This is a genomic window from Pseudomonas entomophila (genome assembly GCF_029193575.1).
In the GTDB taxonomy this organism is placed as follows: domain Bacteria; phylum Pseudomonadota; class Gammaproteobacteria; order Pseudomonadales; family Pseudomonadaceae; genus Aquipseudomonas; species Aquipseudomonas entomophila_G.
In genome coordinates, this window is sequence record NZ_JARGCS010000056.1 from 546421 (window position 1) to 569156 (window position 22736).

Annotated in this window: 24 protein-coding genes; 10 read left to right on the forward strand and 14 right to left on the reverse strand. The window is 65.3% G+C overall.

Features of this window, described 5'->3' with window-relative positions; translation table 11 throughout:
- The first annotated feature begins 9 nt into the window (after window positions 1–9).
- A complete protein-coding gene (locus P0Y43_RS26220; protein WP_275640152.1) occupies window positions 10–561 on the forward strand; it encodes a hypothetical protein in 552 nt (183 codons plus the stop codon).
- Here the strand turns inward: P0Y43_RS26220 and P0Y43_RS26225 are convergent, their stop codons facing one another.
- Window positions 562–1773, reverse strand: a complete 1212-nt coding sequence (locus tag P0Y43_RS26225) for a tyrosine-type recombinase/integrase (protein WP_275640153.1) — start codon at window positions 1771–1773, stop codon at window positions 562–564.
- A gap of 332 nt (window positions 1774–2105) precedes the next feature.
- Here P0Y43_RS26225 and P0Y43_RS26230 point away from each other — a divergent pair, with 332 nt between their 5' ends.
- The 4 genes from P0Y43_RS26230 (at window position 2106) to P0Y43_RS26245 (ending at window position 5613) form a co-directional block, all read left to right on the forward strand.
- Window positions 2106–3836, forward strand: a complete 1731-nt coding sequence (locus P0Y43_RS26230; RefSeq protein WP_275640154.1) for a dipeptidase — start codon at window positions 2106–2108, stop codon at window positions 3834–3836.
- A gap of 310 nt (window positions 3837–4146) precedes the next feature.
- On the forward strand, window positions 4147–4506 hold the full coding sequence (locus P0Y43_RS26235) for a DUF4190 domain-containing protein (protein ID WP_275640155.1): 360 nt from the start codon (window positions 4147–4149) through the stop codon (window positions 4504–4506).
- A gap of 10 nt (window positions 4507–4516) precedes the next feature.
- Window positions 4517–4975, forward strand: a complete 459-nt coding sequence (locus tag P0Y43_RS26240; RefSeq protein ID WP_430540282.1) for a DUF805 domain-containing protein — start codon at window positions 4517–4519, stop codon at window positions 4973–4975.
- 200 nt (window positions 4976–5175) lie between these two features.
- Window positions 5176–5613: a CBS domain-containing protein gene (locus P0Y43_RS26245; RefSeq protein WP_275640235.1), complete on the forward strand. Its 438-nt coding sequence runs from the start codon at window positions 5176–5178 to the stop codon at window positions 5611–5613.
- A gap of 6 nt (window positions 5614–5619) precedes the next feature.
- Here P0Y43_RS26245 and P0Y43_RS26250 read toward each other — a convergent pair whose 3' ends face one another.
- Window positions 5620–6258: an NADH:ubiquinone oxidoreductase subunit N gene (locus P0Y43_RS26250; RefSeq protein WP_275640156.1), complete on the reverse strand. Its 639-nt coding sequence runs from the start codon at window positions 6256–6258 to the stop codon at window positions 5620–5622.
- 70 nt (window positions 6259–6328) lie between these two features.
- On the reverse strand, window positions 6329–6571 hold the full coding sequence (locus P0Y43_RS26255; protein WP_275640157.1) for a DUF2789 domain-containing protein: 243 nt from the start codon (window positions 6569–6571) through the stop codon (window positions 6329–6331).
- A 151-nt stretch (window positions 6572–6722) separates the two neighbouring features.
- On the opposite strand from P0Y43_RS26255, the gene P0Y43_RS26260 reads away from it, so the two are divergent.
- Window positions 6723–8063 carry an NfeD family protein gene (locus P0Y43_RS26260; RefSeq protein ID WP_275640158.1) on the forward strand — a complete coding sequence of 447 codons (1341 nt, stop codon included), beginning with the start codon at window positions 6723–6725 and terminating at the stop codon, window positions 8061–8063.
- Window positions 8064–8065: 2 nt separating this feature from the next.
- Window positions 8066–8818: a slipin family protein gene (locus tag P0Y43_RS26265; protein WP_275640159.1), complete on the forward strand. Its 753-nt coding sequence runs from the start codon at window positions 8066–8068 to the stop codon at window positions 8816–8818.
- A gap of 16 nt (window positions 8819–8834) precedes the next feature.
- Here the strand turns inward: P0Y43_RS26265 and P0Y43_RS26270 are convergent, their stop codons facing one another.
- The 3 genes from P0Y43_RS26270 to P0Y43_RS26280 all read right to left on the reverse strand — a co-directional run bounded on the left by P0Y43_RS26270 (window position 8835) and on the right by P0Y43_RS26280 (window position 12113).
- Window positions 8835–9467 (reverse strand): LysE family transporter, encoded by a 633-nt coding sequence (locus tag P0Y43_RS26270; RefSeq protein ID WP_275640160.1) that lies wholly within the window; start codon window positions 9465–9467, stop codon window positions 8835–8837.
- Between the two features lie 148 nt (window positions 9468–9615).
- On the reverse strand, window positions 9616–10203 hold the full coding sequence (locus P0Y43_RS26275) for a mechanosensitive ion channel domain-containing protein (RefSeq protein ID WP_275640161.1): 588 nt from the start codon (window positions 10201–10203) through the stop codon (window positions 9616–9618).
- Window positions 10203–12113, reverse strand: coding sequence for an ATP-binding cassette domain-containing protein (locus P0Y43_RS26280; RefSeq protein WP_275640162.1), 1911 nt, complete (start codon window positions 12111–12113; stop codon window positions 10203–10205). Before P0Y43_RS26280 ends, P0Y43_RS26275 begins: the two co-directional genes overlap by 1 nt.
- A gap of 69 nt (window positions 12114–12182) precedes the next feature.
- Here P0Y43_RS26280 and P0Y43_RS26285 point away from each other — a divergent pair, with 69 nt between their 5' ends.
- Window positions 12183–12665: a TIGR02444 family protein gene (locus P0Y43_RS26285; protein ID WP_275640163.1), complete on the forward strand. Its 483-nt coding sequence runs from the start codon at window positions 12183–12185 to the stop codon at window positions 12663–12665.
- Here P0Y43_RS26285 and P0Y43_RS26290 read toward each other — a convergent pair.
- Window positions 12641–13735: an AlgP family protein gene (locus P0Y43_RS26290; RefSeq protein WP_275640164.1), complete on the reverse strand. Its 1095-nt coding sequence runs from the start codon at window positions 13733–13735 to the stop codon at window positions 12641–12643. The two genes, P0Y43_RS26285 and P0Y43_RS26290, sit on opposite strands and share 25 nt — an antisense overlap.
- 224 nt (window positions 13736–13959) lie before the next feature.
- Here P0Y43_RS26290 and P0Y43_RS26295 point away from each other — a divergent pair, with 224 nt between their 5' ends.
- Window positions 13960–14625 (forward strand): FKBP-type peptidyl-prolyl cis-trans isomerase, encoded by a 666-nt coding sequence (locus P0Y43_RS26295; protein WP_275640165.1) that lies wholly within the window; start codon window positions 13960–13962, stop codon window positions 14623–14625.
- Window positions 14626–14627: 2 nt separating this feature from the next.
- Here the strand turns inward: P0Y43_RS26295 and rsd are convergent, their stop codons facing one another.
- From rsd to P0Y43_RS26330, 7 genes are all read right to left on the reverse strand, one after another.
- Window positions 14628–15098, reverse strand: coding sequence for a sigma D regulator (gene rsd / locus P0Y43_RS26300; RefSeq protein ID WP_275640166.1), 471 nt, complete (start codon window positions 15096–15098; stop codon window positions 14628–14630).
- 235 nt (window positions 15099–15333) lie between these two features.
- On the reverse strand, window positions 15334–15840 hold the full coding sequence (locus P0Y43_RS26305) for a disulfide bond formation protein B (protein WP_275640167.1): 507 nt from the start codon (window positions 15838–15840) through the stop codon (window positions 15334–15336).
- Window positions 15841–16079: 239 nt separating this feature from the next.
- Window positions 16080–17318 (reverse strand): heme biosynthesis HemY N-terminal domain-containing protein, encoded by a 1239-nt coding sequence (locus tag P0Y43_RS26310; RefSeq protein WP_275640168.1) that lies wholly within the window; start codon window positions 17316–17318, stop codon window positions 16080–16082.
- Window positions 17315–18430: a uroporphyrinogen-III C-methyltransferase gene (locus tag P0Y43_RS26315; protein ID WP_275640169.1), complete on the reverse strand. Its 1116-nt coding sequence runs from the start codon at window positions 18428–18430 to the stop codon at window positions 17315–17317. The genes P0Y43_RS26310 and P0Y43_RS26315 overlap by 4 nt, the downstream gene beginning before the upstream one ends.
- Before the next feature lie 43 nt (window positions 18431–18473).
- The gene (locus P0Y43_RS26320) at window positions 18474–19241 is read right to left on the reverse strand and encodes a uroporphyrinogen-III synthase (protein WP_275640170.1); all 768 of its coding nucleotides are present in this window, start codon (window positions 19239–19241) and stop codon (window positions 18474–18476) included.
- Window positions 19238–20179 (reverse strand): hydroxymethylbilane synthase, encoded by a 942-nt coding sequence (hemC, locus tag P0Y43_RS26325; protein ID WP_275640171.1) that lies wholly within the window; start codon window positions 20177–20179, stop codon window positions 19238–19240. Before hemC ends, P0Y43_RS26320 begins: the two co-directional genes overlap by 4 nt.
- Window positions 20180–20260: 81 nt before the next feature.
- Complete coding sequence (locus P0Y43_RS26330; protein WP_275640172.1) at window positions 20261–20998, reverse strand: LytR/AlgR family response regulator transcription factor; 738 nt, start codon at window positions 20996–20998, stop codon at window positions 20261–20263.
- A gap of 309 nt (window positions 20999–21307) precedes the next feature.
- Between P0Y43_RS26330 and argH the strand changes: the two genes are divergently transcribed.
- Window positions 21308–22702 (forward strand): argininosuccinate lyase, encoded by a 1395-nt coding sequence (gene argH, locus P0Y43_RS26335; RefSeq protein ID WP_275640173.1) that lies wholly within the window; start codon window positions 21308–21310, stop codon window positions 22700–22702.
- Window positions 22703–22736: the final 34 nt, after the last annotated feature.

Below are 22736 nucleotides of genomic sequence, written 5' to 3' on the forward strand. Positions count from 1 at the left end.
AGATAAGGGATGGCAAAGGCGCAATCGAGCAGAACCAAGGCCGAGACCCTGTCTCTGCGCGTGGCTCCAGATTTGAAATTTGGACTGGACTTGCTATCGAGGCTTGAAGACCGCTCGCTAACCACTATCGTTGAACGATCTTTGCGCGACCTATTCCTTGTGAAGGAAATCAAGATTACGGAGTTCGGCGATACCAAGCTGGACCCCGAAAAATACCAGAGTGCTCATTTCGCCGAGCTTCTGATGTTTATATGGTCAGTGGACGGACCAACTAGACTATTCAGAACCGCAATACTTTTCCCGTCCATCCTGTCTGTAAAGGACATGTCGCTATTCGATCTGATTTTCGGTGATCCGTACTTCAAGGGAACCGACAAAATTGAGTTCGCCGCAGGGAATCATGCATATGAAACCCTATTCGATGAACTGGCAGGAAGATTCTGGAAAACGGGTGAAGGGATCGATCTTAAAAAGGTGCGAAGAAACTGGACCAAGATGAACGACTTGGTTGACTCAGCTATGGCAACCGGCCATTTTCCAGAGTCCTACGACTGGGACTGACTAGATCAGCTCTACAGCGGCGGCCTTCGTGTCTGGAGCCAGATGGGCATAGCGCAAGGTCATGGCTATGTCCGAGTGCCCCAGCAGCTCGCGGACGGTGTTCAGTGCTACGCCAGCCATAACCAACTTCGACGCGAACGTGTGCCGTAAGTCGTGCCAACGGAAGTTATCGACCTTGGCCAGCTTCAACACGCCTTCCCAACTCTTTTTAACGTTGTCAAGCCGACCAGCGTCCTTCGCCGGGAATACAAATCCGACGCGCACAAGATCGCCGCGCCACGCTTTCAATACTGCAAGCGCTTCTTTGTTCAGCGGTATATGACGGGTCTGACCCGACTTGGAAGTTTCGCCCTCTACCGTGAGAAACTTCCCTTGAAAGTTCACGTCACGCCAATGCAAGTTGAACACTTCACCGCGACGCATGCCGGTATTCAGTGACAACAGAACCAGTGGTTTCAAGTGGTCGGCGAACTTGGCAGCGCGCAGATCCGGCAGCAGCTCCCGATTGCGAGCGGTGCGCCAGGCGTTCGCGCTGTCGCGGTCGACCCGAATGCCCTCCTCGCGGTCGTCCAGGGCCTTGCGCAGGGCCCGCTCCTCGGCCTGGCCCAGGTATCGGACCCTACCGCGTGCGTCGACCTTGAGCCGCTTCACCTTTGCCAGCGGGTGCTCAGGTAGAACGCCCCACTCAACAGCACGGCTCAGCAGGCCTTTCAATCTGGTGACGTTGCGGTTTGCCGTGGCCGGCGAGCGGCCGGCGGCCAGCCAGCCGGTGCGCACCTGCTCGATGCGCTTCTGCGTGACCTGGTCCATGGGCAGCGCCAGCAGATCGGCGAAGCTGTGACGGATGGCGCGCACGCTGTTGTCACCGTCGCGCTGGTGCGCCAGCGCCCAGGGCTCGAACTGGTCGCGCAGAAATGCATCCAGCGTCGGCATGGCGTCTGATAGCCGCGCCTGGGTGATCGCCATGGGCTCGCCGTGCTCATGCGCCTCTGCCAGGTACCGGGCGGCTTCCCGGCGGGCCTGCTCGAGCGTGACCACGTTCACCCGGCCCAAAGTGGCCGTCTTGTTCCTGCCCCAAGTCACCATGTAGCTCATGTGGCCGGACGGGAGCACCCGGATGCACAGGCCTGGCTGCTGGGTGTCGTGCACACGGTAGGCCTTTTCCTGGGGCGCCAGGGTGGCCAGAAGCTTGGCGGTGAACTTGGTCTTCATGGCACTCCAGATCCGTGACAGCAGGGTGACAGCAAAAAGCACTATACCGGCCTGTATATCCATACACAACCACACGATAGAGCCCAATGAAACCGGGCATCACCCCGAAAACACTGGGCCTCGTTTTGCCCTCCGAAGGCAGGGGTCGTGGGTTCGAATCCCGCCGAGTGCGCCATCTTCGAAAGCCCTGGGCATGGTCCCGGGGCTTTTTCATTTGTGCGCCACCCCGCATTCCAGACCCTCCCGCAACGCATGCCATTGGTGTTAGCGTGGGCACCTTCCCGCTTCCTACAAACGGGCCTCCTCTTTCAACACCTTGCCAAGGAATGCGCATGCGCTTTAACAAGCTTTCCGCTACCACCCTGATGCTCGCCAGCCTGGCGCTGTTCGCCAACCACGCCCAGGCCAACCTCTCCCCACAGCAGTCCGCCGCCATCCTCAACGCCTACGACGGCAGCGACCCCGCCGACTTCAAGCAATTCCTCGGCAAGCTTGCCAACAGCGACCTGGCCAAGGTCGACAACCTGCACGCCACCCTGGACGCCTACCGCAAAGGTACGCCGCTGAGCGCCGAGCAGCAGAACGAGATCAACCGACTGCTGGGCCTGTACACCCGTATCAAGTACGGCAAGGCCGCCACCGAGAACCTGCGTGAGCTGGTCGAGATTCCGACCTTCCGCGTCGATGGCCTGGCGCAGCACGACAACCCGCAATTCCACAAGATCGCCGACAAGATCAAGGCCCTGGCCGAAAGCTTCGGCCTGCAGTTCCGCAACGTCGACAACCGCGTGTACGAGATCTCCCTCGGCGAAGGCAAGGAAGTGGTCGGCATCCACGCCCATGCCGACGTGGTGCCGGTGACCCCGGAGAACTGGAAGCTCGACGACGGCACCCGCCTCGACCCGTTCAAGGTCACCCTGGTCGGCGACCGCATGTACGGCCGCGGCACCGAGGACGACAAGAACGGCATCATCGTCGCGCTGTACGCGCTGAAGGTGGCCAAGGACGAGAAACTGCCGCTGGCCCGCCAGTTCAAGCTGCTGGTCGACACCACCGAGGAAACCACCGGCGACGCCATCCCCTACTACTTCGCCCGCAATCCCACGCCCGACTACAACCTGGCGCTGGACGGCGGCTACCCGGTGGTGATCGCCGAAAAAGGCTACGGCACCGTGATGGCCAGCTTCAGCCGTCGCCCGGCCACCGGCCAAGGCGCGGAAGTGGTCAGCCTGACCGGCGGCCTGGCCACCAACCAGATCCCCAGCACCTCGGTGGCGACCCTGGTCGGCAGCAACCCGGCAGACCTGGCCCAGCGCCTGGAGAAGGCCGGCGCCGAGTACGCCAAGGCCAATGGCGGCGACTTCAAGGTCGACGCCAAGGTCGATGGCAAGAACGTGCTGCTGACCGTGACCGGCGTCTCGGCCCACTCTTCGGCGCCGCAGTCGGGGGTCAACCCGGTGGCGCGCATGCTCGACTTCCTCAACGGCCTGGGCACCCAGGTGCCGCTCAAGCACAACCACATCACCGACGCCGCCCGCTACGCCGCCGACAACTGGGGCCTGGACTACCTGGGCAACAAGCTGGGCGTGGGCTTCAAGGATGACTTCATGGGCCCGCTGACCGCCTCGCTGACCTTCGTCGGCCTGGACCAGAAGGCGCTGAAGCTGGCGGTGAACCTGCGTATCCCGAAAGGCAAGCCGGTGGCGACGATCAAGGACGAGCTGGCCGACAAGCTCGGCGACTGGGCCCGCAAGAGCCACACCTCGGTGGCCTTCGAGTACACCCTCGACGAGCCGATGTACCGCAACCCGGAAGGCGAGTGGGTCAAGGCGCTGCTCGACGTGGCCACCGAGAACCTCGGCCTGCCGCACGCGTTCGGCACCTCGGCGGGCGCGACCTCGGTGCACGACCTGCCCAACGGCGTGCAGTTCGGCCTGGCGATGCCAGGGGTGAAGTACACCGGGCACAACGACAACGAGTTCAAGACCGTGGAGCAGTTCATGCTGGACTTGCAGATCATCAGCGAGATGGTCGCGCGGATCGGGCAGATGCCGAAGCTCTGAGCGTTGCCAGACCGTTACGGCGCAAGCGAGCCGGCGCGCTCCAGGCCCTCGTCCGCGAACAGGACGGCGGAAGACCTGGAGGTGCTGGCTTGCCCGACGTGATCGTCAGGCCTGACTGAGGGCGCAGAATGTCTCGCGCCATTATTTTGCCACGCATGAAATATTTGGTAATCTGCACACAGTTGCCGCTCGCTCTGCCGTGTGCAGATCAAGGTGCAACAACCGCCGTGCCAGTGCCTTGCAGCACGGTGCGCGCGGGCATCGAAAAGGGACGCGTTCCACGGACGCCATAAAGGGACTCTCCACGGCAATGGTTTTTTGCCGCGGCTGCGCCAAGCAGTTGCACGAAACAGCTCTCACCTGCCCACAATGTGGCGCCCCCCCCCAGCTCACCAGCGCACTGCCAGCCCAGACCACCAGTGGTGAGTCACCTTGGACCGCTGTCACCTCCCTGATCTTCAGCATTCTCAGCATCTTGCCGCTGGTCGGTGAAGGCCCCTGGGACCAAGAAACCATGCTCGGCCTAAGCGCGTTCGCGCTTACCGGCCTGATTCTCGGCATTGTCAGCATCAACCAGAAAAAAACCGGCAATAGCATGGGCGTGGCCGGCATTGTCATTTCGACGGTGTCATTGATCAGCCTCATCACCCTGTCAATTACCCACTTGTGAGAGAAAAACCATGAGCATGGTGTTCTGCCGTGGCTGCGCAAAAGAAATCCATCAATCTGCCTTGAGCTGCCCAGCTTGCGGCGCACAACAGGTTGTCACTGCATCCCCCGGTGTTGCCATGAGCGCCCAAGTCACCAGCGGCAACGTGTTCATCGAGGTGCTCAAGAAGTACGCCGTATTCCAGGGCCGTGCACGACGCAAGGAATACTGGATGTTCACCCTGTACTGCGTGCTGATCTCGTTTGTACTTGGCTTTTTCGAAGGCATGTTCGGCATCACGCAGGTGTTCAGTGGCCTGTTCCGCCTATTGGTCCTGGTACCGAGCATCGCCGTAGCGGTACGTCGGCTGCATGACGGCGACCACAGTGGCTGGTGGTTGCTGGTACCGATCGTCAACCTGGTTTTCCTGATCCAGAATGGCACCCCGGGCAACAACCGCTTCGGCCCGAACCCCAAGGGCAACGCCTGAGTATCTGTTGCGTAAGAAGAACGGGCGGCCTGCAGGCCGCCCTTTTTCATTGTGCCTAGGGTCGGTACACAGCTTCACGGAAGTGGCTCATGACGTTTTTCAATCAGGTTCATGCCGTTTTCCGCATTGCCGTGCACAGCGTCCTCACCGATGCTTTATTTACTGACAACAGCGTGCCGTTCCCACCCACCGAGGCCTGTATGAAGAACGTCGAACAAATCCTCAAGAGCAAAGCCCAGCATCAGACCGTCTACACCATCGGCCCTGATGACTCGGTGCTCGACGCCCTGAAAATGCTGGCGGAAAAGAACGTCGGCGCGCTGCCGGTGGTGGAAGGCAACCAGGTGGTGGGGATCGTCAGCGAGCGCGACTACGCGCGCAAGCTGGTGCTCAAGGGGCGCTCGTCGGCGGCCACGCCGGTGCGCGAGATCATGAGCGCGCCGGTGGTCACCGTGGAGCCGAAGCAGAACCTGGAGTACTGCATGAACCTCATGACCAACCGTCACCTGCGCCACCTGCCGGTGGTCGACAACGGCCAGTTGCTCGGCCTGCTGTCGATCGGCGACCTGGTCAAGGAAACCATCGCCGAACAGGCCAACCTGATCCTGCAACTGGAGCAGTACATCCGCGGCGAATGACCCTGCCTAGTGGTAGGCGCGCTCCAGCTCGTCCAACTGATGGTCGAAGCTGCGCAGGCGCGCCGACCAGGTGTACACCAGCACTTCCAGGTCACGGTTGAGCACGGCGGTGTTGCCGCCGTCGCGCCCCTGCGGGTCGCACAAGTCCAGTTGATAGCGTTCGCGGGCCATGGCCGTGGCCACGCTGGAGAGGTCGCGGGCGTTGGCCAGCCAGTGGTGGTGATGGTCGTGCACCTCCCGATCCAGTTCACGGCATTGCAGCTTCAGGGCATCGAGGCTCTGCTCCAGCGGCGTGCCCTTGAGCTCGCCCATGACCTCTTCGAAGGTGCGCCCGGAATGCCAGTAGCTGCCCCAGAAATAGCGGTCGAACACGGTCTCGACGCGGCGCAGCGCGACCTTGGTGTTCCAGATGGTCACCAACGTTCGGCCCTGGGCCACTTCGCGCTTGTTCAGGTGCAGATGCTGCCAGGCGATCCATGCCAGGCCGCAGAGCGCCACCGCGGCGGTGACCGCGGCGGCGGCATACAGGAACTGCACCGCCTGGTTCATCTGATGGGTGTGGCGGATACCGTAGAAGTAGCCGGCCGTCAGGGTGCCCAGGATCGTCACGGTGCACCAGAAGCCTGGTGCGTAGGGATCTTTCATCGCGCCATCCCCTTTTTGTTTTCCTGAGCATAGCAACGCTCAAATCACCCATCAGGTGCCACTCGGCGCTTTATTTGCGGGGCCGACGCAAGGCCTCGTTGAGCTGGTCGAACGGTACCGCCCAGTCGGCGTCCTCGTTGATGCTTTCCTTAAGGAACGCGCGCTGGGCGTCGGTCCAGAACGGCGCGTCGACCAGCTTGACCTCGTTCTTCAGCGGCGAATGGGAGGCGATGAACTGGTCGATGCTCACGGCATCGTCCGGCAGGCCCAGTTGCTTGAACAGGTCGGCGAACGGATGGATCGGTGCTTCCATGGTTCCTCCTCGGGGGTATCCCAGGTAATGGCCTGAAGGTAGACAGCGCCCAGGCAGCGACGACTCGCTTGGCTTGCCCTTGGCAAGTTTAGGCCCTGCCCCGGCAGGCACGACTAGACTTTGGGTACAGGCCCTAACCAGGTGACGACAGGTGATCGCTCGCTGCTGGCGCTGCTTGCTGCTGTTGCTGGCCCTCGGCCTCGCCCCGGGGGGCCTGGCCGCGCCTGGCGGCAACGTATGGCTGCTGGACATCGACGACGCCATCGGCCCGGCCAGCGCCGACTACCTGGTGCGCGGCCTGGAGCAGGCCAATGCGCAGGGCGCGCAGCTGGTGGTGATCCGCATGGACACCCCGGGCGGACTGGACAGCGCCATGCGCCAGATCGTCAAGGCGATCCTCGCCAGCCCCGTGCCGGTGGCCACCTACGTCGCCCCGGGCGGTGCACGGGCGGCCAGCGCCGGCACCTACATCCTCTATGCCAGCCATGTGGCGGCGATGGCCCCCGGCACCAACCTCGGCGCCGCCACGCCGGTGCAGATCGGCGCGGGCGACAAGGAGCCCGGCAAGGCCGACCCGCAGCAGGACACCCTGGCGCGCAAGCAGGTCAACGATGCCGCGGCGTACATCCGCGGCCTGGCGCAGTTGCGCGGGCGCAACGCCGACTGGGCGGAGAAGGCCGTGCGCGAGGCGGTCAGCCTGTCGGCCAGCGAGGCACTGCGGCTGAAGGTGATCGACCAGCTGGCCAACGACCTGCCCGACCTGCTGCGTCAGCTCGACGGCAAGACCCTCAGCGCCGCCGACCAGCCGCGCGTGCTGAAGACCGCGGGCGCTACGGTGGTCGAACACCTGCCCGACTGGCGCACGCGCCTGCTGGCGGTGATCACCAACCCCAGCGTGGCGCTGATCCTGATCATGATCGGCGTGTACGGCCTGCTGTTCGAGTTCATGAACCCCGGCTCCGGCGTCGGTGGGGTGATCGGCGGCATCTGCCTGCTGCTGGCGTTGTATGCCTTGCAACTGCTGCCGGTGAGCTATGCCGGCGTGGCGCTGATACTGCTGGGCCTGGCGTTCATGGTCGCCGAGGCGTTCCTGCCCAGCTTCGGCGTGGTCGGCTTCGGCGGCATCGTCGCCTTCGTGGTGGGCGCGGTGATCCTGATGGACACCGATGCCCCTGGCTTCGGCATCCCCCTGGCGCTGATCGTGGGCCTCGCGAGCGTCTCGGCACTGCTGCTCGGTGGTGTGCTGGGCATGGCCATCAAGGCGCGACAGCGCGCGCTGGTCAGCGGCGACGCGGGCCTGGTGGGCAGCCTGGCAACCGTGACCCAGGTGACGGCCGACAACCCGTTCTGCGGCTCGGTACAGGCCCAGGGCGAACAATGGCAAGTGCGTTGCGCAACCCCGCTGCAACCCGGCCAGCACGTGCGGGTGACCGCCCGCGACGGCGTGGTGCTGGAGGTCAGCGCCACCGCGCCCGCGGCGCAAGGAGAATAGAGATGTTCGTTCAGTTCGGTTTCGGCGCTTTGCTGATGCTGCTTGGCGTGTTGCTGCTGTCGGCGTTGCGCATCCTGCGCGAGTACGAGCGCGGCGTGGTGTTCCAGCTAGGGCGCTTCTGGCAGGTCAAGGGGCCGGGGCTGATCATCCTGATCCCGGGCATCCAGCAAATGGTCCGGGTGGACCTGCGCACCGTGGTGCTCGACGTGCCACCGCAGGACGTGATCACCCGTGACAACGTGTCGGTGAAGGTCAACGCGGTGGTGTACTTCCGCGTGCTCGACCCGCAGAAGGCGATCATCCAGGTCGAGGACTTCCTCACCGCCACCAGCCAACTGGCCCAGACCACCCTGCGCGCGGTGCTCGGCAAGCACGAGCTGGACGAGTTGCTGGCCGAGCGCGAGCAGTTGAACCTGGACATCCGCCAGGTGCTCGATGCGCAGACCGACGCCTGGGGCATCAAGGTGGCCAACGTCGAGATCAAGCACGTCGACCTCAACGAGTCGATGGTCCGCGCCATCGCCCGCCAGGCCGAGGCCGAGCGTGAGCGGCGGGCCAAGGTGATCCATGCCGAGGGCGAGCTGCAGGCGTCGGAGAAATTGATGCAGGCGGCGCAGATGCTGAGCAAGGAGCCTGGGGCGATGCAACTGCGCTACATGCAGACGCTGGGGTCGATCGCCGGGGACAAGAGCTCGACGATCGTGTTTCCGCTGCCGGTCGACCTGCTCAAGGGCCTGCTCGACAAGGATCGGTAAAGGGCGCCGTGCCCAGTCAGATCGGCGCCCGGCGCAGCGTCGCGAGGAAGGTCGCGGCGCCGATGAACAGCCCGGCGAAGGTACGGTTCAGGCGCTTCTGCTGCTTCGGCGTGCGCAACAGGCGCAGCACGCGCGAGGCCAACCCGGTGTAACCCGCCATTACCAGCATGTCGACGCTGATCATGGTCGCCGTGATCGCCAGGTATTGCGCCAGCAGCGGCTGGTGCGGGTCGATGAACTGCGGCAGCACCGCGAGCATGAACACCAGCGCCTTGGGGTTGCTGACGTTGACCAGGAAGCCCCGGAACACCAGGCTCAAGGGCTTGCCGATGGGGCGCACGGCGGACTCTTCGCTCATCTCCATCGGCAGCGCCCGCCATTGCCGGTACGCCAGGTACACGAGGTAGGCGACGCCGAACCACTTGATGATCTGGAAGGCGGTGGCGGAGGCGGCGAGGATGGCACCGACACCGGCGGCGATGATGGCGATCTGCACGATCAGGCCCAGTTGCAGGCCCAGGGCGTTCCAATAGCCACGCCAGAAACCGTATTGCAGGCCACTGGACATCGAGGCGATGGCCCCGGCCCCCGGCGATAGGCTGATGACCCAGCACGCGGCAAAGAAGGCCAACCAGGTTTCCATCGACATCACACACCTCGCTCGAACGAATGTTGCAAAACGTTAAGCTAAGGTTTTGGTGAAAAAATAACCAGCGGTATTTGTGGCGGGCACCGGGTTTCCAGGTGTCAGTGCCGGCCCTATCGCGGGCTTGCCCCGCGATAGGGCCGGTGAAGGCTCAATCCGACTCGACCGCAACCCCATTACCGGCGCCCTGCGCCTCAGCTCCCCGCCAGCGTCGCACCGACTTCTGGAAGAACTGGCTGTTCGGCACCTGCACCAGCGCTCCACCCGCCTCCGGCGTTTCCATCAGGGTGGTGTACAGCAGGTTGATGGCGATCACCCGTCCCTTCACCCCCGGCTTGTCGAGGGTATCGACCAGCTCGACCACATCGCCGATGCGAAACGGCCCGACGGTGAAGATCAGCACTGCGCACAGCAGGTTGGAGAGCACGCTCCAGATGGCGAAGAACGCCACCGCCGCCACCGCGACAAAGCCCGACAGGGCCGTCCACAACACCGTGGCCGACACCCCCATGCGCTCCAGCACGAACAGCAGCGCGCTGCCCATGATCAGCCAGCGCAAACCGCCACGCACCGGCACCAGCAGCTCCGGCGGCAGCGGATAGCGCTGGCCGAGGCGGCTCAAGGTGCGGGCGATGACGCGCTGCAGCACGAAGGCCAGCGCCAGGATCAGCAGGATCTGCAAGCCCAGCCAGAACGCATCCATCCATTGCCCCGGCAACAACGAGCGCAGCTCCTCCATCAGGACAGCGCCTCCAGTTCGGCCTGCATGCTTTCCAGGGTTTCCAAGGCCTCCATCCACGCCTCCTCCAGCTCGGCTTCGCGCTGCTTGAGCTTGGTCTGGCGGGCCAGCAGGTCGCGCAGTTCGTCCTTGCGGGCGTTGTCGTAGAGGCCGCTGTCACCCAGGGCGGCCTCGATCTGGGCCAATTGCGTGTGCACCTGGCCCAGCTCGGTTTCGAGCTTCTCGGCGGCGCGCTTGTGCGGCGCCAACTGCTGGCGCAGGGCGGCGGCGGCCTGGCGCTGGGCCTTCTTGTCGGTCTTGTCCGGGTTGGCCGGGGCGCTGCTGACCGGCGCCGTGCGCTGGCGATAGTCGATCAGCCAGCGGCTGTAGTCGTCCAGGTCGCCGTCGAAAGTGTCGACCTTGCCATCGGCCACCAACAGGAAGTCGTTGGTGGTGCTCTTGAGCAGGTGACGGTCGTGGGACACCACCACCACCGCGCCATTGAACTCCTGCAGGGCCATGGTCAGCGCCAGGCGCATTTCCAGGTCCAGGTGGTTGGTCGGTTCGTCGAGCAGCAGCAGGTTCGGACGCTCCCAGGCGATCAGCGCCAGGGCCAGGCGCGCCTTTTCGCCACCTGAGAAATTCACCACCGGCTCGTCGACCCGGTCACCGTGGAAGTCGAAACCGCCGAGGAAGTCGCGCAGGGTCTGCTCGCGCTCGGCCGGGGCCAGGCGTTGCAGGTGCAGCAACGGGCTGGCCTTGTCGTCGAGCGAGTCGAGTTGGTGCTGGGCGAAGTAGCCCACGGCCAGATTCTCGCCACGCACCAGACGCCCGCCGAGGGGGGCGAGCTCGCCGGCAAGGTTCTTGATCAGGGTCGACTTGCCCGCGCCGTTGGGGCCGAGCAGGCCGATGCGCGCGCCGGGGGCCAGTTGCAGCTTGACCTTCTCGAGGATGGCCTTGTCGCCGTAGCCCAGGCGGCCTTCGGAGAGGTCGAGCAACGGGCTGGAGATCTTCTGCGATTCGCGGAAGACGAAGTCGAACGGCGAATCCACGTGCGCCGCCGACAGCTCTTCCATGCGCTCCAAGGCCTTGATCCGGCTTTGCGCCTGGCGGGCCTTGGTGGCCTGGGCCTTGAAACGGGCGATGTACTTTTCCATGTGCGCGCGCTGCGCCTGCTGCTTCTCGTAGGCCTGCTGCTGTTGCGCCAGGCGCTCGGCGCGGGTGCGCTCGAACGCGCTGTAGCCGCCCTTGTAGAGGTTCAGCTTGCGCTGCTCGACATGCAGCACGTGGTCGACCACGGCATCGAGGAAGTCGCGGTCGTGGGAGATCAGCAGCAGCGTGCCCGGGTAGCCCTTGAGCCAGTCCTCCAGCCAGAGGATGGCGTCGAGGTCGAGGTGGTTGGTGGGCTCGTCGAGCAGCAGCAGGTCGGACGGGCACATCAGCGCCTGGGCCAGGTTCAGGCGCATCCGCCAGCCACCGGAGAAGTCACCGACGCGGCGGTCCATCTGCTCGGAGGTGAAGCCCAGGCCGGCCAGCAGCTTGCGCGCGCGGGCATCGGCGGTGTAGCCGTCGGCGCTGTCCAGCTCACTGTGCAGGCGCGCCACGGCGTTGCCGTCGTGGGCCTGCTCGGCGGCGGCCAGCTCGGCCTGGACCTTGCGCAGGCGCAGGTCGCCGTCAAGCACGTAGTCCACGGCCAGGCGCTCGAGGGTGTCGACCTCCTGGCGCATGTGCGCGATGCGCCAGTCGCCGGGGAGTTGGCAATCCCCGGCATCGGGCGACAGCTCGCCGCGCAGCAGGGCGAACAGGCTGGATTTACCGGCGCCGTTGGCACCGATCAGGCCGGCCTTGTGACCGGCGTGCAGGGTCATCTCGGCGCCTTCTAGCAGGCGCTGGGGACCACGCTGTAAAGTGAGGTTGGATAGTCTGATCATGATGGTCGCGGAGTCTATCAGCTTCCGATTGGGCCACACAGGCCACTTGATCACTGGCGCGAGACGAACATGCGAAGCGAACTGTGGAATCACGCCGTGGCCCTGTATGCCCGGCCGGGGGTCGAGGCAGCCTGCCTGGCGTTGCAGGCGCAGGGGGCGGATGTCTGCCTGCTGCTCTGCGGCACCTGGCTGCAGGCGCGGCGAGTGCTGCCCGATGCCGGGCGTATCGATGTGCTGCGGGCGATCGCCGGCCCCTGGCAGGCTCGCGTGGTGACGCCGTTGCGCGCACTGCGCCAGCAATGGCGCGCGGACGCCGCGCATGACCAGCAATGGGCGGTACTAAGGGAACAGTTGAAAAAGCTGGAACTGGACGCCGAGCGCACGTTGCTGGCAAGGCTGGAGGAGGTTGCGCAAGGATGGCCCGCGAGCCCGCAAGGGCCCACGGGTGACTGGTTGGCCTGGCTGGTGCCGGAGCCGACCTGCGACCACGACGCGCTGCATCAATTGCGCGTCGCGGCCACGGAGCTTCAGGACGCCGTGGACGGCGACTGAGCCGGGGTGCTGGCCGGGGCCGACGGTGCCGCAGCGGGCGCGGTCGATTGGGCTGCCGGGGCCGGGGTGCTGGTTGCAGGCGCGGCGGGTTTGGCGGAGGCGGGCTTGGCAGCCGGTTTGGCCGCTACCGGTTTGGCAGCCGGTTTGGCCGCTACCGGTTTGGCAGCGGCAGGCTTGGCAGCGGGCTTGGCCGCTACCGGCTTGGCGGCGGCGGGCTTGGCAGCCGGTTTCGCAGCAGCGGGCTTGGCCGGGGCCTTCACGGCGGTCGGCTTGGCTGCAGGCTTCGCAGCCGCTGGCTTGGCCGGGGCCTTCACGGCAGTCGGCTTGGCTGCAGGCTTCGCAGCCGCTGGCTTGGCCGGGGCCTTCGAGACGGCCGGCTTGGCCGCAGGCTTCGCAGCCGCTGGCTTGACCGGGGCCTTCGAGGCGGCAGGCTTGGCCGCAGGCTTCGCAGCAGCGGGCTTGGCAGCTGGCTTCGCGGCGGCCTTGGCGGGCACCTTGGCAGCAGCCGGTTTGGCGGCAGGCTTGGCAGCTGGCGCTTTTGCGGGTGCTTTGGCAGCCGGTTTGGCAGCGGCTTTAGCGGCAGCGGCCTTGACCGGGGCCTTGGCGGCAGCCTTCACCGCCGGTTTAGCGGCAGGCTTGGCAGCAACTTTCGCAGCCGGTTTCGCAGCGGCTCGCAGACCCAGCGCCTTCCCAGCGGCTTCACGCACCTTGCCAACACCCTGGGCCAGTTTCAGGCTTTCCTGGGCATCGCGCTTGAGTTGCTGAATATAGGTGCGGGTTTGGGTCTGACGGTCCTTGAGAGAGTCGAGCAAAGTTTCAAGTTCGCCGATGGCGTCCTTGGCCTTGGCCTGGGCCTTGGCTTTGCCGGCCTTGGCGGCGTCTTGCAACTTCAGGCGGGCGTTGTGCAGTTTCTCCTGCGCCTTGCCACGTTGTTTTTCCAACTTGGCCAGCAGTTTCTCCGCATCCGCCAGCGCTTGGGAGCAGGCATCTTCCAAATGTTCGAGCAGGCTACCGGAAAGTTGCTGGAGCAGGTGCAAAGGCGTACTGACTGGCTTCTTTTTGGCCGACATGGCTTACCTCCTGGCTGACGAGATTGCGGCTCATACTATGCTTCTGCTGCTACCGCCGCTAGGGCATGTTGACAGTATTGTTTGCGCCGCGTTGCATGCCTGGGCAAAGTTGTTATCTTGCAGCTCGGTGCAAGTGTAGTTCGCCAATAAATCGCTGCTGATATTTACGCATTGCACGGCAACGAACGCTGGCATACTTCGCGCTTCCGTCGCAGGAGTTGATCGTGCCTCGTTATCTGATACTCGGCCTGTGCTTGTTGGCACCCCACACCCTCGCCGCCACCGACGCCCCGCCCGCCAACGACCAGGACCTGGCCTACAGCCTGGGCTCCAGCCTGGGCGAGCGCCTGCGCCAGGAGGTGCCGGGCCTGCAGCTCGATGCCCTGGTGGAAGGCCTGCGCCAGGCCTATCAGGGCCAGCCACCGCGCATCGACCGCACGCGCATGCAAGCCATCCTCGCCCAACACGAAGCCCAGGCGAATGCCGCCGCGCAACAGGCCGAGGTAGAGAAACTGCAAGCCGCCGAGAAGCGCTTCATGGCCAATGAACGCGCCCGCACCGGTGTGCATGAACTGGCCGGGGGCGTGCTCTACAGCGAGCTGGCCAGCGGCAGCGGCGCGCAGCCCGGCACGGGCGGCAAGGTGCAGGTGCGCTACGTGGGTAAATTGCCGGATGGCTCGGTGTTCGACCAGAACCAACAACCCCAGTGGTTCAGCCTGAACTCGGTGATCGAAGGCTGGCAGGTGGCGTTGCCGAAGATGAAGGCGGGGGCCAAGTGGCGGGTGGTGATCCCCTCGGCGCAGGCCTATGGGGCGGAGGGTGCCGGCGACTTGATCGCGCCGTACACCCCGCTGGTGTTCGAGATCGAATTGCTGGCGGTCGGGCCCTGACCTCAGGCCTGCACGGCGCCTTCTTCCTTGTGCGCGGTATGCAGCACTTCGATCAGGCAGTCTTCCAGTTCGAAGCGCTCGTGCAGCAGGCTGCCCAGCTTGCCGAGTTTCTCGGCGAAGCGCTCGGTGTCGGTGCACTCGCCCTTTTCGCAGTGATCGTTGAAGGCCAGGGCGATCTGCGTGCTTTCATCGATGCGCGGGTTGATCTGTGTGGCCAGCTCAAGGCCGCGGGTATCACCAAACGCCTTGGCCTCACTGACCAGTTGCTCGCTGACCTCGAAATGCCAGGCCGACACGTAGTCGACCAGCACCGCGCAAAAGTCGCGATTCTGGTCCTTGTCGGCGAAGGCCGGCTTGGCATCGCGCAAGGCGCGGAACGCTTGTACCAGCTCCTGGCGCTCCTGCAGCCAGCGGTCGATCAGCTTGTGAACCCCGCCCCACCGTTCCTGAGCGTTCTGGCAACTATCGAGCATGGCAATCTCTTCCCTATCTGGGTAGATGCCGCTGCACCTCGCACCACAACTCCGCGGCACAAAGGTGACATCAGCAGGACGGCATCGAGCAGTTGTGTTTTCGGTATCCGTGCAGGGGAGATTATTCCCGTGCGTGCTGCCCATCAAGGTACGCAGTGGACTAAGTTCATACAAGCGTTTTGATGCCCGCGCGAGGGACCATTGGTCGTGCAATGCGCTGGACGATTGCCCCGGATCAACCCGTGCCGAGGTTGCGGAAACGATACGCCAGCAGGCGCGACAGGGGCAGCGCCGCCAGCAGCAGAAACGCCAGCAGGCTCCACTCGGGCAGGGTCAGGTCGAGGAAGCTCCAGGTAATCGAAACGCAGTCGGGGCCGCCGACCAGCAATTGCCACAACACCTCGCGCCAGGGTTTCTGCAACACCTGCGCCAGCGACGCTGGGCACTCGGCGCTGGGCGACCACTCACCCTGCAGCCACACATGGCGCGCCGCCAGCGCGGCACCGGCCATGGCGCACGCCAAGGCAAGCAGTCGGTAACGCCGCGTGGCCGACGGCGCTGGGCCATGGAGCACCGCTCCCAGGCACGCCAGTGCATACAGCGCGAGGAACAGTCGCTGGCTTTGGCAAAGGGGGCACGGCAGCAGGCCGATGCGCATTTCCAGGACGACCGAGCCCAACAGCACCGCCAGCGCCATGACGAAACCGAGAAAGGACAATCTGCGCAAGCGGGCCAGCGACATGGACGATGAGATTTCCGGTGTGGGTGATATGGCTTGAAACGGTAGAGGAAAGACCCGCTTTGTTTCAAGGCGCTACCACACAGACAAGTCGCTGATTAACAACGAAGCTTTCCTAAATCACGTAGGAATTATCCTGGCGACAAACACAACAACTTAACTTTCCTACGCGTGGTCAAAATCACAGCAACGACAAGCCCCGTTTGCACACCTTGGGCGGTACGCAAACGGGGCTTGTTCGATCAAGCGTGAACGCCTTCCGGCAGCGGCAATGCGAGCAGGCGCTCGTCGAGCAGGCCCAGGCCCTCCTGGAACAGCTGATTGCTGCGCTCGGTTTCGCCGAGCCCCGCCAGCAGCCGCGCCAGTTCGGCGCAAGCCTCGGGGTTGCGCTCCATGCGCAGGCTGCTTTCCAGGTAGTCGCGCGCTTTGCCCCATAGACGGTTCTGCAGGCTCAAGCGGCCGAGGGTCAGCAGCAGGCTCGGGTCCTGGGGGTGGTCCTTGAGCCAGCCTTCGGCAGTTTGCAGCTGGCGCGCCGGGTCATCACCGCGCACCAAGCCATACAAACGCGCCAGGTGGCTTTCGTACTGGCGCTTGAGGGCGGCACGCAGCACCTGCTCGGCCTCGCCCTGGGCCCCAACCTGGCGCAGTTGCTCGGCATAGGCCAGCACCAGTTGCGGCTCCTGGCGCTGGGCCGAGGTCAGTTGCTGCCAAGCGCGCTCCAGGGCTTGCCGCGCGGCCTGCGGCGCCTCGCCACGGGTGCTTGCCAGGGTCAGGTTCTGGCCCCAGGCGCGCTGCTCCAATTCGGCCAGTTCGTTGCCCGGCAACACCTTGTGCTTGCGCAGGTCAGGCAGCAGGCGGATCAGCGCCGGCCAATCACCCCGCTCGCGGTGCAGGCGCTGCAACAGGCGCAACACCTGGGCGTTGTGTGGGTGACGGTCGTGCATGGCCAGCAGCGTGTCCAAGGCACCGTCACTGTCACCACGATCCATCTGCAACTGAGCGTGGGTCAGGGCGATGGCCAGCTCGGCCTGGGGCTGGCGCTCCAGGGCGCGCTCCAGCAAGTTGTCGCTCTCCTCGGTGCGGCCCAGTTCGTTGGCCGCGCGGGCAGCGCCGAGGTAGTACAGCAACGGCTGGCGCTCGGCTTCGGCGGCGCGGTGCAGGTGGCGCTGGGCACTGGCCCAGCGGCCTTCGGCGAGGTCCAACTGGCCTTGCTCGAGGGCGATGCGCGTGCGCCGGCTGCGGTTGCGCCGCGACCAGGGGTTGACCACGCCGGTGGAAGCCAGCACCAGGCCGACCAGGTAGCGCAACAGCCACAGCGCCAGCACCAGCGCCAGCAGCACGCCCAGCGCCGCCCACAACCCCGACTGGTAGCGGAAGCCACCATAGGCGATCAGCACGTAGCCGCTGTGCTTGGCGATGGCGATGCCCAGCGCCGCGGCGATGACGATCGCCAGCACCGCCAGCAGGTAGACGCGCTTCATGGCTTGCCCCCTTCACCCTCGACCGGCAGGTGGCGGCGCTGGATGTACGCCTGCACCGCGGCCAGGCTCTCGGCCAAGTCCGGCACCACGACCGACACCGGCTGCTCGGCCAAGGCGTTGAGGCTGTCGAGCATGGCCTTGCTTTGCGGGTTGTCCGGGTTGAAGTTGGCCAGCAGCACGCTGCGGGCGTCGTCCAGGGCCTGGCTGTAGACCTTGGCCTCACCGTTGAGCGCGGCCCACTGGGCCTGTTCGAGGGTCAGGCTCAACGCCAGACGCAATTGGTTGAGCGACTGCCCGGCGAGCAACGGCCGCACGTTGTCGTCGGCATTGAACTCGATCTGGAAGTACTTGGAGATCTCCGCCCACCACTGCGACCAGCGGCTGGCGCCATCGCCGTCGGCGGTCAACGCGCCGAGGGCGTCGGCGTCGCTCTGGAACTCGGGCGACTGGGCGCTGAGTTGCTGGACCTGCTCGCGCTGGGCGGCGAGCTTGAGGAACAGGCCGGTGCGGTCCGGCTGCTGGGTGCTGTTGAGGGTCGCCAGGCTGCGCGCCAGTTGCTCGCGCGCGGCGAAGGCGCCAGGGTCGCTCTGCTCGCGAAGGATCTCGTCGGCGCCTTCGACCAAGGCCTTGGCGCTGTTGATGTCCTGCAACGCCGACAGGCGCAAGGTGGCCAAGCGCAGCAAGTGCTCGGCTTCGGCCAGGCGCCATTCCTTGCGGCTCTCGCCCAGCACGGTCTCCAGTCGCTGGCTCAGGCGTTGCTGGTCGCTCTGCAACTGGGCCACCAGGCGGCGGCGGTCTTCCAGTTCACTGGCTGCGGGCAGGCTGGCCAGTTGCGTGCCGAACTGCTGCTGACGCTGTTGCAAGGCTTCGGCGCGCTGGTTCAGCGCATCCAGGTGCTCGCCTTGGCCCTGTTCGTTGCCTTGCAACTGGCGCACCTGCCAGGCCCCCCAGCCGCCGATCGCCACCCCGGCGGCGCCGATCAGCAACGCCAGCAGGGCCAGGCCGTTGCCAGCGCGTTTCGGAGGTTGCGCGGGAAGCGCCTGGGTAGCACCCGGTTCCGGCGTTTCGCCTGCCACGGATCGTTCGTTGTTGGACAAGACAGTTTCGCTCACGTATCCATCCTTTGCATGGGGGCGCCGCAATCAGCTTAGCGCCTTAGGAGGCAGGTGCAGCGCTACGCTGCACGGCTGCCAGCAAGGCCGCGGCACTGGCGCCACGGCAATCCACAACCTGTCGGGCGCCTGCCGCCCTGGCCATTTCGGCGACCCGCGGGCTGGGCGCGAACAGCGTCAGCCCCGCCAGGCGCGGCCAATCCGCGCCGGCCAGCCGCCGCAGGTGTTCGAAACCCTGCCCACTGCTGACCACCAGGCCATTGAGGCGTTCCCCTTCGACCCGACGCCTCAGGGTGCCGGCCGGGTAATCCGGCAGGCCACGGCGATACAGTTCCAGATAATCGACACTAGCACCTTGCTCCGCGAGACGCTCGGCAAGCAGTTCGCGCCCTCCCATCCCCCGGACGATCAAGACGCGCGCTGTAGGAAAGGCGATAGCCTCGCGCAGGACAGATAGCTCAAGCAAGGCCTCGCTATCATCGCCTTCTGTAGGGAAAGTCGTATCCAGATGCGCGGCCTGAAGAACGCCCGCCGTCGCCGCGCCCACCGTGAACCAGCCGCGGGGCGGTGGCGTGAGGCCCGCTTCGGCCAGCCGCGCGAGCAGCAAGCGCGCCGCTGGCTTGCTCACCACGATGATCGCCTGGTACCCGGCCAAACCGGCCAATCGCGCCTGCCCGGCGGCGTCCAGGGCCAGCGGTTCGATCGCCAGCAACGGCAGGCTGCTGCTGGCGATACCCACTGCAGCGAGGCTGTGCGCCAGCACCGCGCACTCCTCTTCGGGGCGAGTCAGCAGCAGGCGCCAGCCGCTCACGGGTGGCCGGCCTCGCCATAGACAGCCTTGAGAATCGCCTCGGCGCCCTGGCCGAGCAGGTCTTGCGCGACCTGAACGCCCAGCGCTTCAGCGCTGCCACGCGGCGCTCGCGCCTCGGCCACCAGCAAGGTGCCGCCATTGGGCTGGCCCACCAGGCCGCGCAGCCACAGTTGCTCGCCTTCGAGCACGGCATAACACGCGATCGGCACTTGGCAGCCACCGTTGAGGTGCTTGTTCAGGGCACGCTCGGCCATCACGCGGTCGGCGGTATCGAGGTGATTCAGGGGTGCCAGCAGGGCCTGGATCTCAAGGTCCGCACTGCGGCACTCGATGCCCACCGCGCCCTGGCCGCCGGCCGGAAGGCTGTCTTCGACACTGATGGAAGAGGTGATGCGGTCTTCGAAGCCAAGGCGGATCAAGCCGGCGGCGGCAAGAATGATGGCGTCGTATTCGCCCGCGTCGAGCTTGGCCAGGCGCGTGTTGACGTTACCGCGCAGGAAGCGGATTTCCAGGTCCGGGCGACGCGCCAGCAACTGGGCCTGGCGGCGCAGGCTGGAAGTGCCGACGATGCTGCCGGCGGGCAGTGCGTCGAGGCTGGCGAAGCGGTTGGAAACGAAGGCGTCGCGCGGGTCTTCGCGCTCGCAGATGCAGTACAGGCCCAGGCCTTCGGGGAAGTCCATGGGCACGTCCTTCATCGAATGCACGGCAATGTCGGCTTCATTGTCCAGCAAGGCGGTTTCCAGTTCCTTGACGAACAGGCCCTTGCCGCCGATCTTCGCCAATGGCGCATCGAGCAGTTTGTCACCACGGCTGACCATCGGCACCAGGGTCACCACCAGGCCGGGGTGCGCATGCTCCAAGCGGGCCTTCACATAGTCGGCCTGCCACAGGGCCAGGGCACTTTTACGGGTGGCAATGCGGATTTCACGAGTGGACATGGAACGCCCCAGGGCAGAGAAATGCCGTCGATGATAACAGCTACCTCCCCCTTACCAGCAGACCTGGGTCATGCAGGCCCGTCACAGGGCCTGCATCATCTTCCTCACCCCCGCCACATGCCGCCGGCTGACCGTCAGCGCATCCCCATCCAGCCCCTTGAGGAACAACTGGAAATGCCCCAGCGGCGTGCGCTGCAAGCGCTCGATGCGCTCACGGGCAACCAGCGCGTTGCGGTGGATGCGCACGAAGCGCTCGCCGAACTCGTCCTCCAACGCCTTCAGCGGCTCATCGAGCAGCACCTCGCCCGCCTCATGGCGCAGGGTCACGTACTTGTGGTCGGCAATGAAATAGATGACCTGGGGCAAGGGGATCAGTTCGATGCCCTTGCGCGTTCGCGCGCTGATATGGCTGCGCGGCCCGCCACTGTCGCTGGCCGGGCGGGTCAGCTCCGCCAGCAGGCTGCGGCTGGGCTTTTCCGCCTTGCGCAGGGCGTCACGCAGGGCCTGGGGTTGGATTGGCCAGGCCACGTGGCTCAGCGAGCTGTCCTTGAATTTCTGCTGTTCATCGTCCTCGATGCAGAACACCACCGCCGGCGGCGCCTCGCGCTCGCACAGGCGCGCCGCCACCTGCAGACCATCCAGGCCCACCATGTGGGTATCGAGCAGGACCACGTCCGGCTTCAGGCTTTCGATCAGGGCCAGGGCCTCGTCGCCGTTGGTGGCGCTGGGCTCCAGCACGGTGTAGCCCTCCAGCTCGCCGAGCAGCCGGCTCAGGCGTTCGCGGGCTTGCGGTTCGTCGTCAACGATCAGGACATTCATAATGGCGCTGGATTCCTGAGTGAGTCTCGCACGGGAGGGGCGTAGACAAGTGTATGTCGACCGTTATCGCGGTCAGCCTACAGACCCATGCGAAGGCCAAAGATTCACTGGGCTGGCAGATTCGCTGCCAGCCCTTTGTCCAACTGTAGACGGTCCATGGAACAACGCCGTTCAATCGTTGAATATCCTCGTGCACGCCGCGCCCGATTGATTTTCGACGGTTTCTGGCGACCGGCGCCCTGCGGCGGCGGCGCCAACCCTGCTATGATCGGCGCCACTTTTTCGTTCACGCCAGCTACGAGTGAATCCATGAGCACCGACAAGACCAATCAGTCCTGGGGCGGCCGCTTCAGTGAGCCCGTCGACGCCTTCGTCGCCCGCTTCACCGCCTCGGTCGATTTCGACAAGCGCCTGTACCGCCACGACATCATGGGTTCGATCGCCCACGCCACCATGCTGGCGCAGGTCGGCGTGCTCAGCGATGCCGAGCGCGACACCATCGTCGATGGCCTGAAGACCATCCAGGGCGAGATCGAGGCCGGTAGCTTCGACTGGCGTGTCGACCTCGAAGACGTGCACATGAACATCGAGGCACGCCTGACCGACCGCATCGGCATCACCGGCAAGAAGCTGCACACCGGTCGCAGCCGCAACGACCAGGTGGCCACCGACATCCGCCTGTGGCTGCGTGACGAGATCGACCTGATCCTCGGCGAGATCACCCGCCTGCAAAAGGGCCTGCTGGAGCAAGCCGAGCGTGAAGCCGAGACCATCATGCCCGGTTTCACCCACCTGCAAACCGCCCAGCCGGTGACCTTCGGCCACCACCTGCTGGCCTGGTTCGAGATGCTCAGCCGCGACTACGAGCGCCTGGTAGACTGCCGCAAGCGCACCAACCGCATGCCCCTGGGCAGCGCCGCGCTGGCCGGCACCACCTATCCGATCGACCGCGAACTGACCTGCAAGCTGCTGGGTTTCGAAGCCGTGGCCGGCAACTCCCTGGACGGCGTCTCGGACCGTGACTTCGCCATCGAATTCTGCGCCGCCGCGAGCCTGGCGATGATGCACCTGTCGCGTTTCTCCGAAGAGCTGGTGCTGTGGACCAGCGCGCAGTTCCAGTTCATCGACCTGCCCGACCGCTTCTGCACCGGCAGCTCGATCATGCCGCAGAAGAAGAACCCGGACGTCCCGGAGCTGGTGCGTGGCAAGAGCGGCCGCGTGTTCGGCGCCCTGACCGGCCTGCTGACCCTGATGAAGGGCCAGCCGCTGGCCTACAACAAGGACAACCAGGAAGACAAGGAGCCGCTGTTCGACGCCGCCGATACCCTGCGCGACTCGCTGCGCGCCTTCGCCGACATGATCCCGGCGATCAAGCCACGCCACGCCATCATGCGCGAGGCGGCGCTGCGCGGCTTCTCCACCGCCACCGACCTTGCCGACTACCTGGTGCGCCGCGGCCTGCCGTTCCGTGACTGCCACGAAATCGTCGGCCACGCGGTGAAATATGGCGTCGACACCGGCAAGGACCTGGCCGAGATGAGCCTGGACGAACTGCGCCAGTTCAGCGACCAGATCGAGCAGGACGTGTTCGCCGTGCTGACCCTGGAAGGCTCGGTCAACGCCCGCAACCACATCGGCGGCACCGCCCCGGCGCAGGTGCGCGCGGCCGTGGCACGCGGCCAGGCGCTGCTGGCTTCGCGCTAAGCACCTGGCGAGGGCTTTGCCCTCGAATCGCGGC

What these genes read in the sequence shown, in the direction of transcription:
- P0Y43_RS26220 (WP_275640152.1), top strand. Translation starts at nt 10, where the DNA reads ATGGCAAAGGCGCAATCGAGCAGAACCAAGGCCGAGACCCTGTCTCTG.
- P0Y43_RS26225 (WP_275640153.1), bottom strand. Translation starts at nt 1,773, where the DNA reads ATGAAGACCAAGTTCACCGCCAAGCTTCTGGCCACCCTGGCGCCCCAG.
- P0Y43_RS26230 (WP_275640154.1), top strand. Translation starts at nt 2,106, where the DNA reads ATGCGCTTTAACAAGCTTTCCGCTACCACCCTGATGCTCGCCAGCCTG.
- P0Y43_RS26235 (WP_275640155.1), top strand. Translation starts at nt 4,147, where the DNA reads ATGGTTTTTTGCCGCGGCTGCGCCAAGCAGTTGCACGAAACAGCTCTC.
- P0Y43_RS26240 (WP_430540282.1), top strand. Translation starts at nt 4,517, where the DNA reads ATGAGCATGGTGTTCTGCCGTGGCTGCGCAAAAGAAATCCATCAATCT.
- P0Y43_RS26245 (WP_275640235.1), top strand. Translation starts at nt 5,176, where the DNA reads ATGAAGAACGTCGAACAAATCCTCAAGAGCAAAGCCCAGCATCAGACC.
- P0Y43_RS26250 (WP_275640156.1), bottom strand. Translation starts at nt 6,258, where the DNA reads ATGAAAGATCCCTACGCACCAGGCTTCTGGTGCACCGTGACGATCCTG.
- P0Y43_RS26255 (WP_275640157.1), bottom strand. Translation starts at nt 6,571, where the DNA reads ATGGAAGCACCGATCCATCCGTTCGCCGACCTGTTCAAGCAACTGGGC.
- P0Y43_RS26265 (WP_275640159.1), top strand. Translation starts at nt 8,066, where the DNA reads ATGTTCGTTCAGTTCGGTTTCGGCGCTTTGCTGATGCTGCTTGGCGTG.
- P0Y43_RS26270 (WP_275640160.1), bottom strand. Translation starts at nt 9,467, where the DNA reads ATGTCGATGGAAACCTGGTTGGCCTTCTTTGCCGCGTGCTGGGTCATC.
- P0Y43_RS26275 (WP_275640161.1), bottom strand. Translation starts at nt 10,203, where the DNA reads ATGGAGGAGCTGCGCTCGTTGTTGCCGGGGCAATGGATGGATGCGTTC.
- P0Y43_RS26280 (WP_275640162.1), bottom strand. Translation starts at nt 12,113, where the DNA reads ATGATCAGACTATCCAACCTCACTTTACAGCGTGGTCCCCAGCGCCTG.
- P0Y43_RS26285 (WP_275640163.1), top strand. Translation starts at nt 12,183, where the DNA reads ATGCGAAGCGAACTGTGGAATCACGCCGTGGCCCTGTATGCCCGGCCG.
- P0Y43_RS26290 (WP_275640164.1), bottom strand. Translation starts at nt 13,735, where the DNA reads ATGTCGGCCAAAAAGAAGCCAGTCAGTACGCCTTTGCACCTGCTCCAG.
- rsd (WP_275640166.1), bottom strand. Translation starts at nt 15,098, where the DNA reads ATGCTCGATAGTTGCCAGAACGCTCAGGAACGGTGGGGCGGGGTTCAC.
- P0Y43_RS26305 (WP_275640167.1), bottom strand. Translation starts at nt 15,840, where the DNA reads ATGTCGCTGGCCCGCTTGCGCAGATTGTCCTTTCTCGGTTTCGTCATG.
- P0Y43_RS26310 (WP_275640168.1), bottom strand. Translation starts at nt 17,318, where the DNA reads ATGAAGCGCGTCTACCTGCTGGCGGTGCTGGCGATCGTCATCGCCGCG.
- hemC (WP_275640171.1), bottom strand. Translation starts at nt 20,179, where the DNA reads ATGTCCACTCGTGAAATCCGCATTGCCACCCGTAAAAGTGCCCTGGCC.
- P0Y43_RS26330 (WP_275640172.1), bottom strand. Translation starts at nt 20,998, where the DNA reads ATGAATGTCCTGATCGTTGACGACGAACCGCAAGCCCGCGAACGCCTG.
- argH (WP_275640173.1), top strand. Translation starts at nt 21,308, where the DNA reads ATGAGCACCGACAAGACCAATCAGTCCTGGGGCGGCCGCTTCAGTGAG.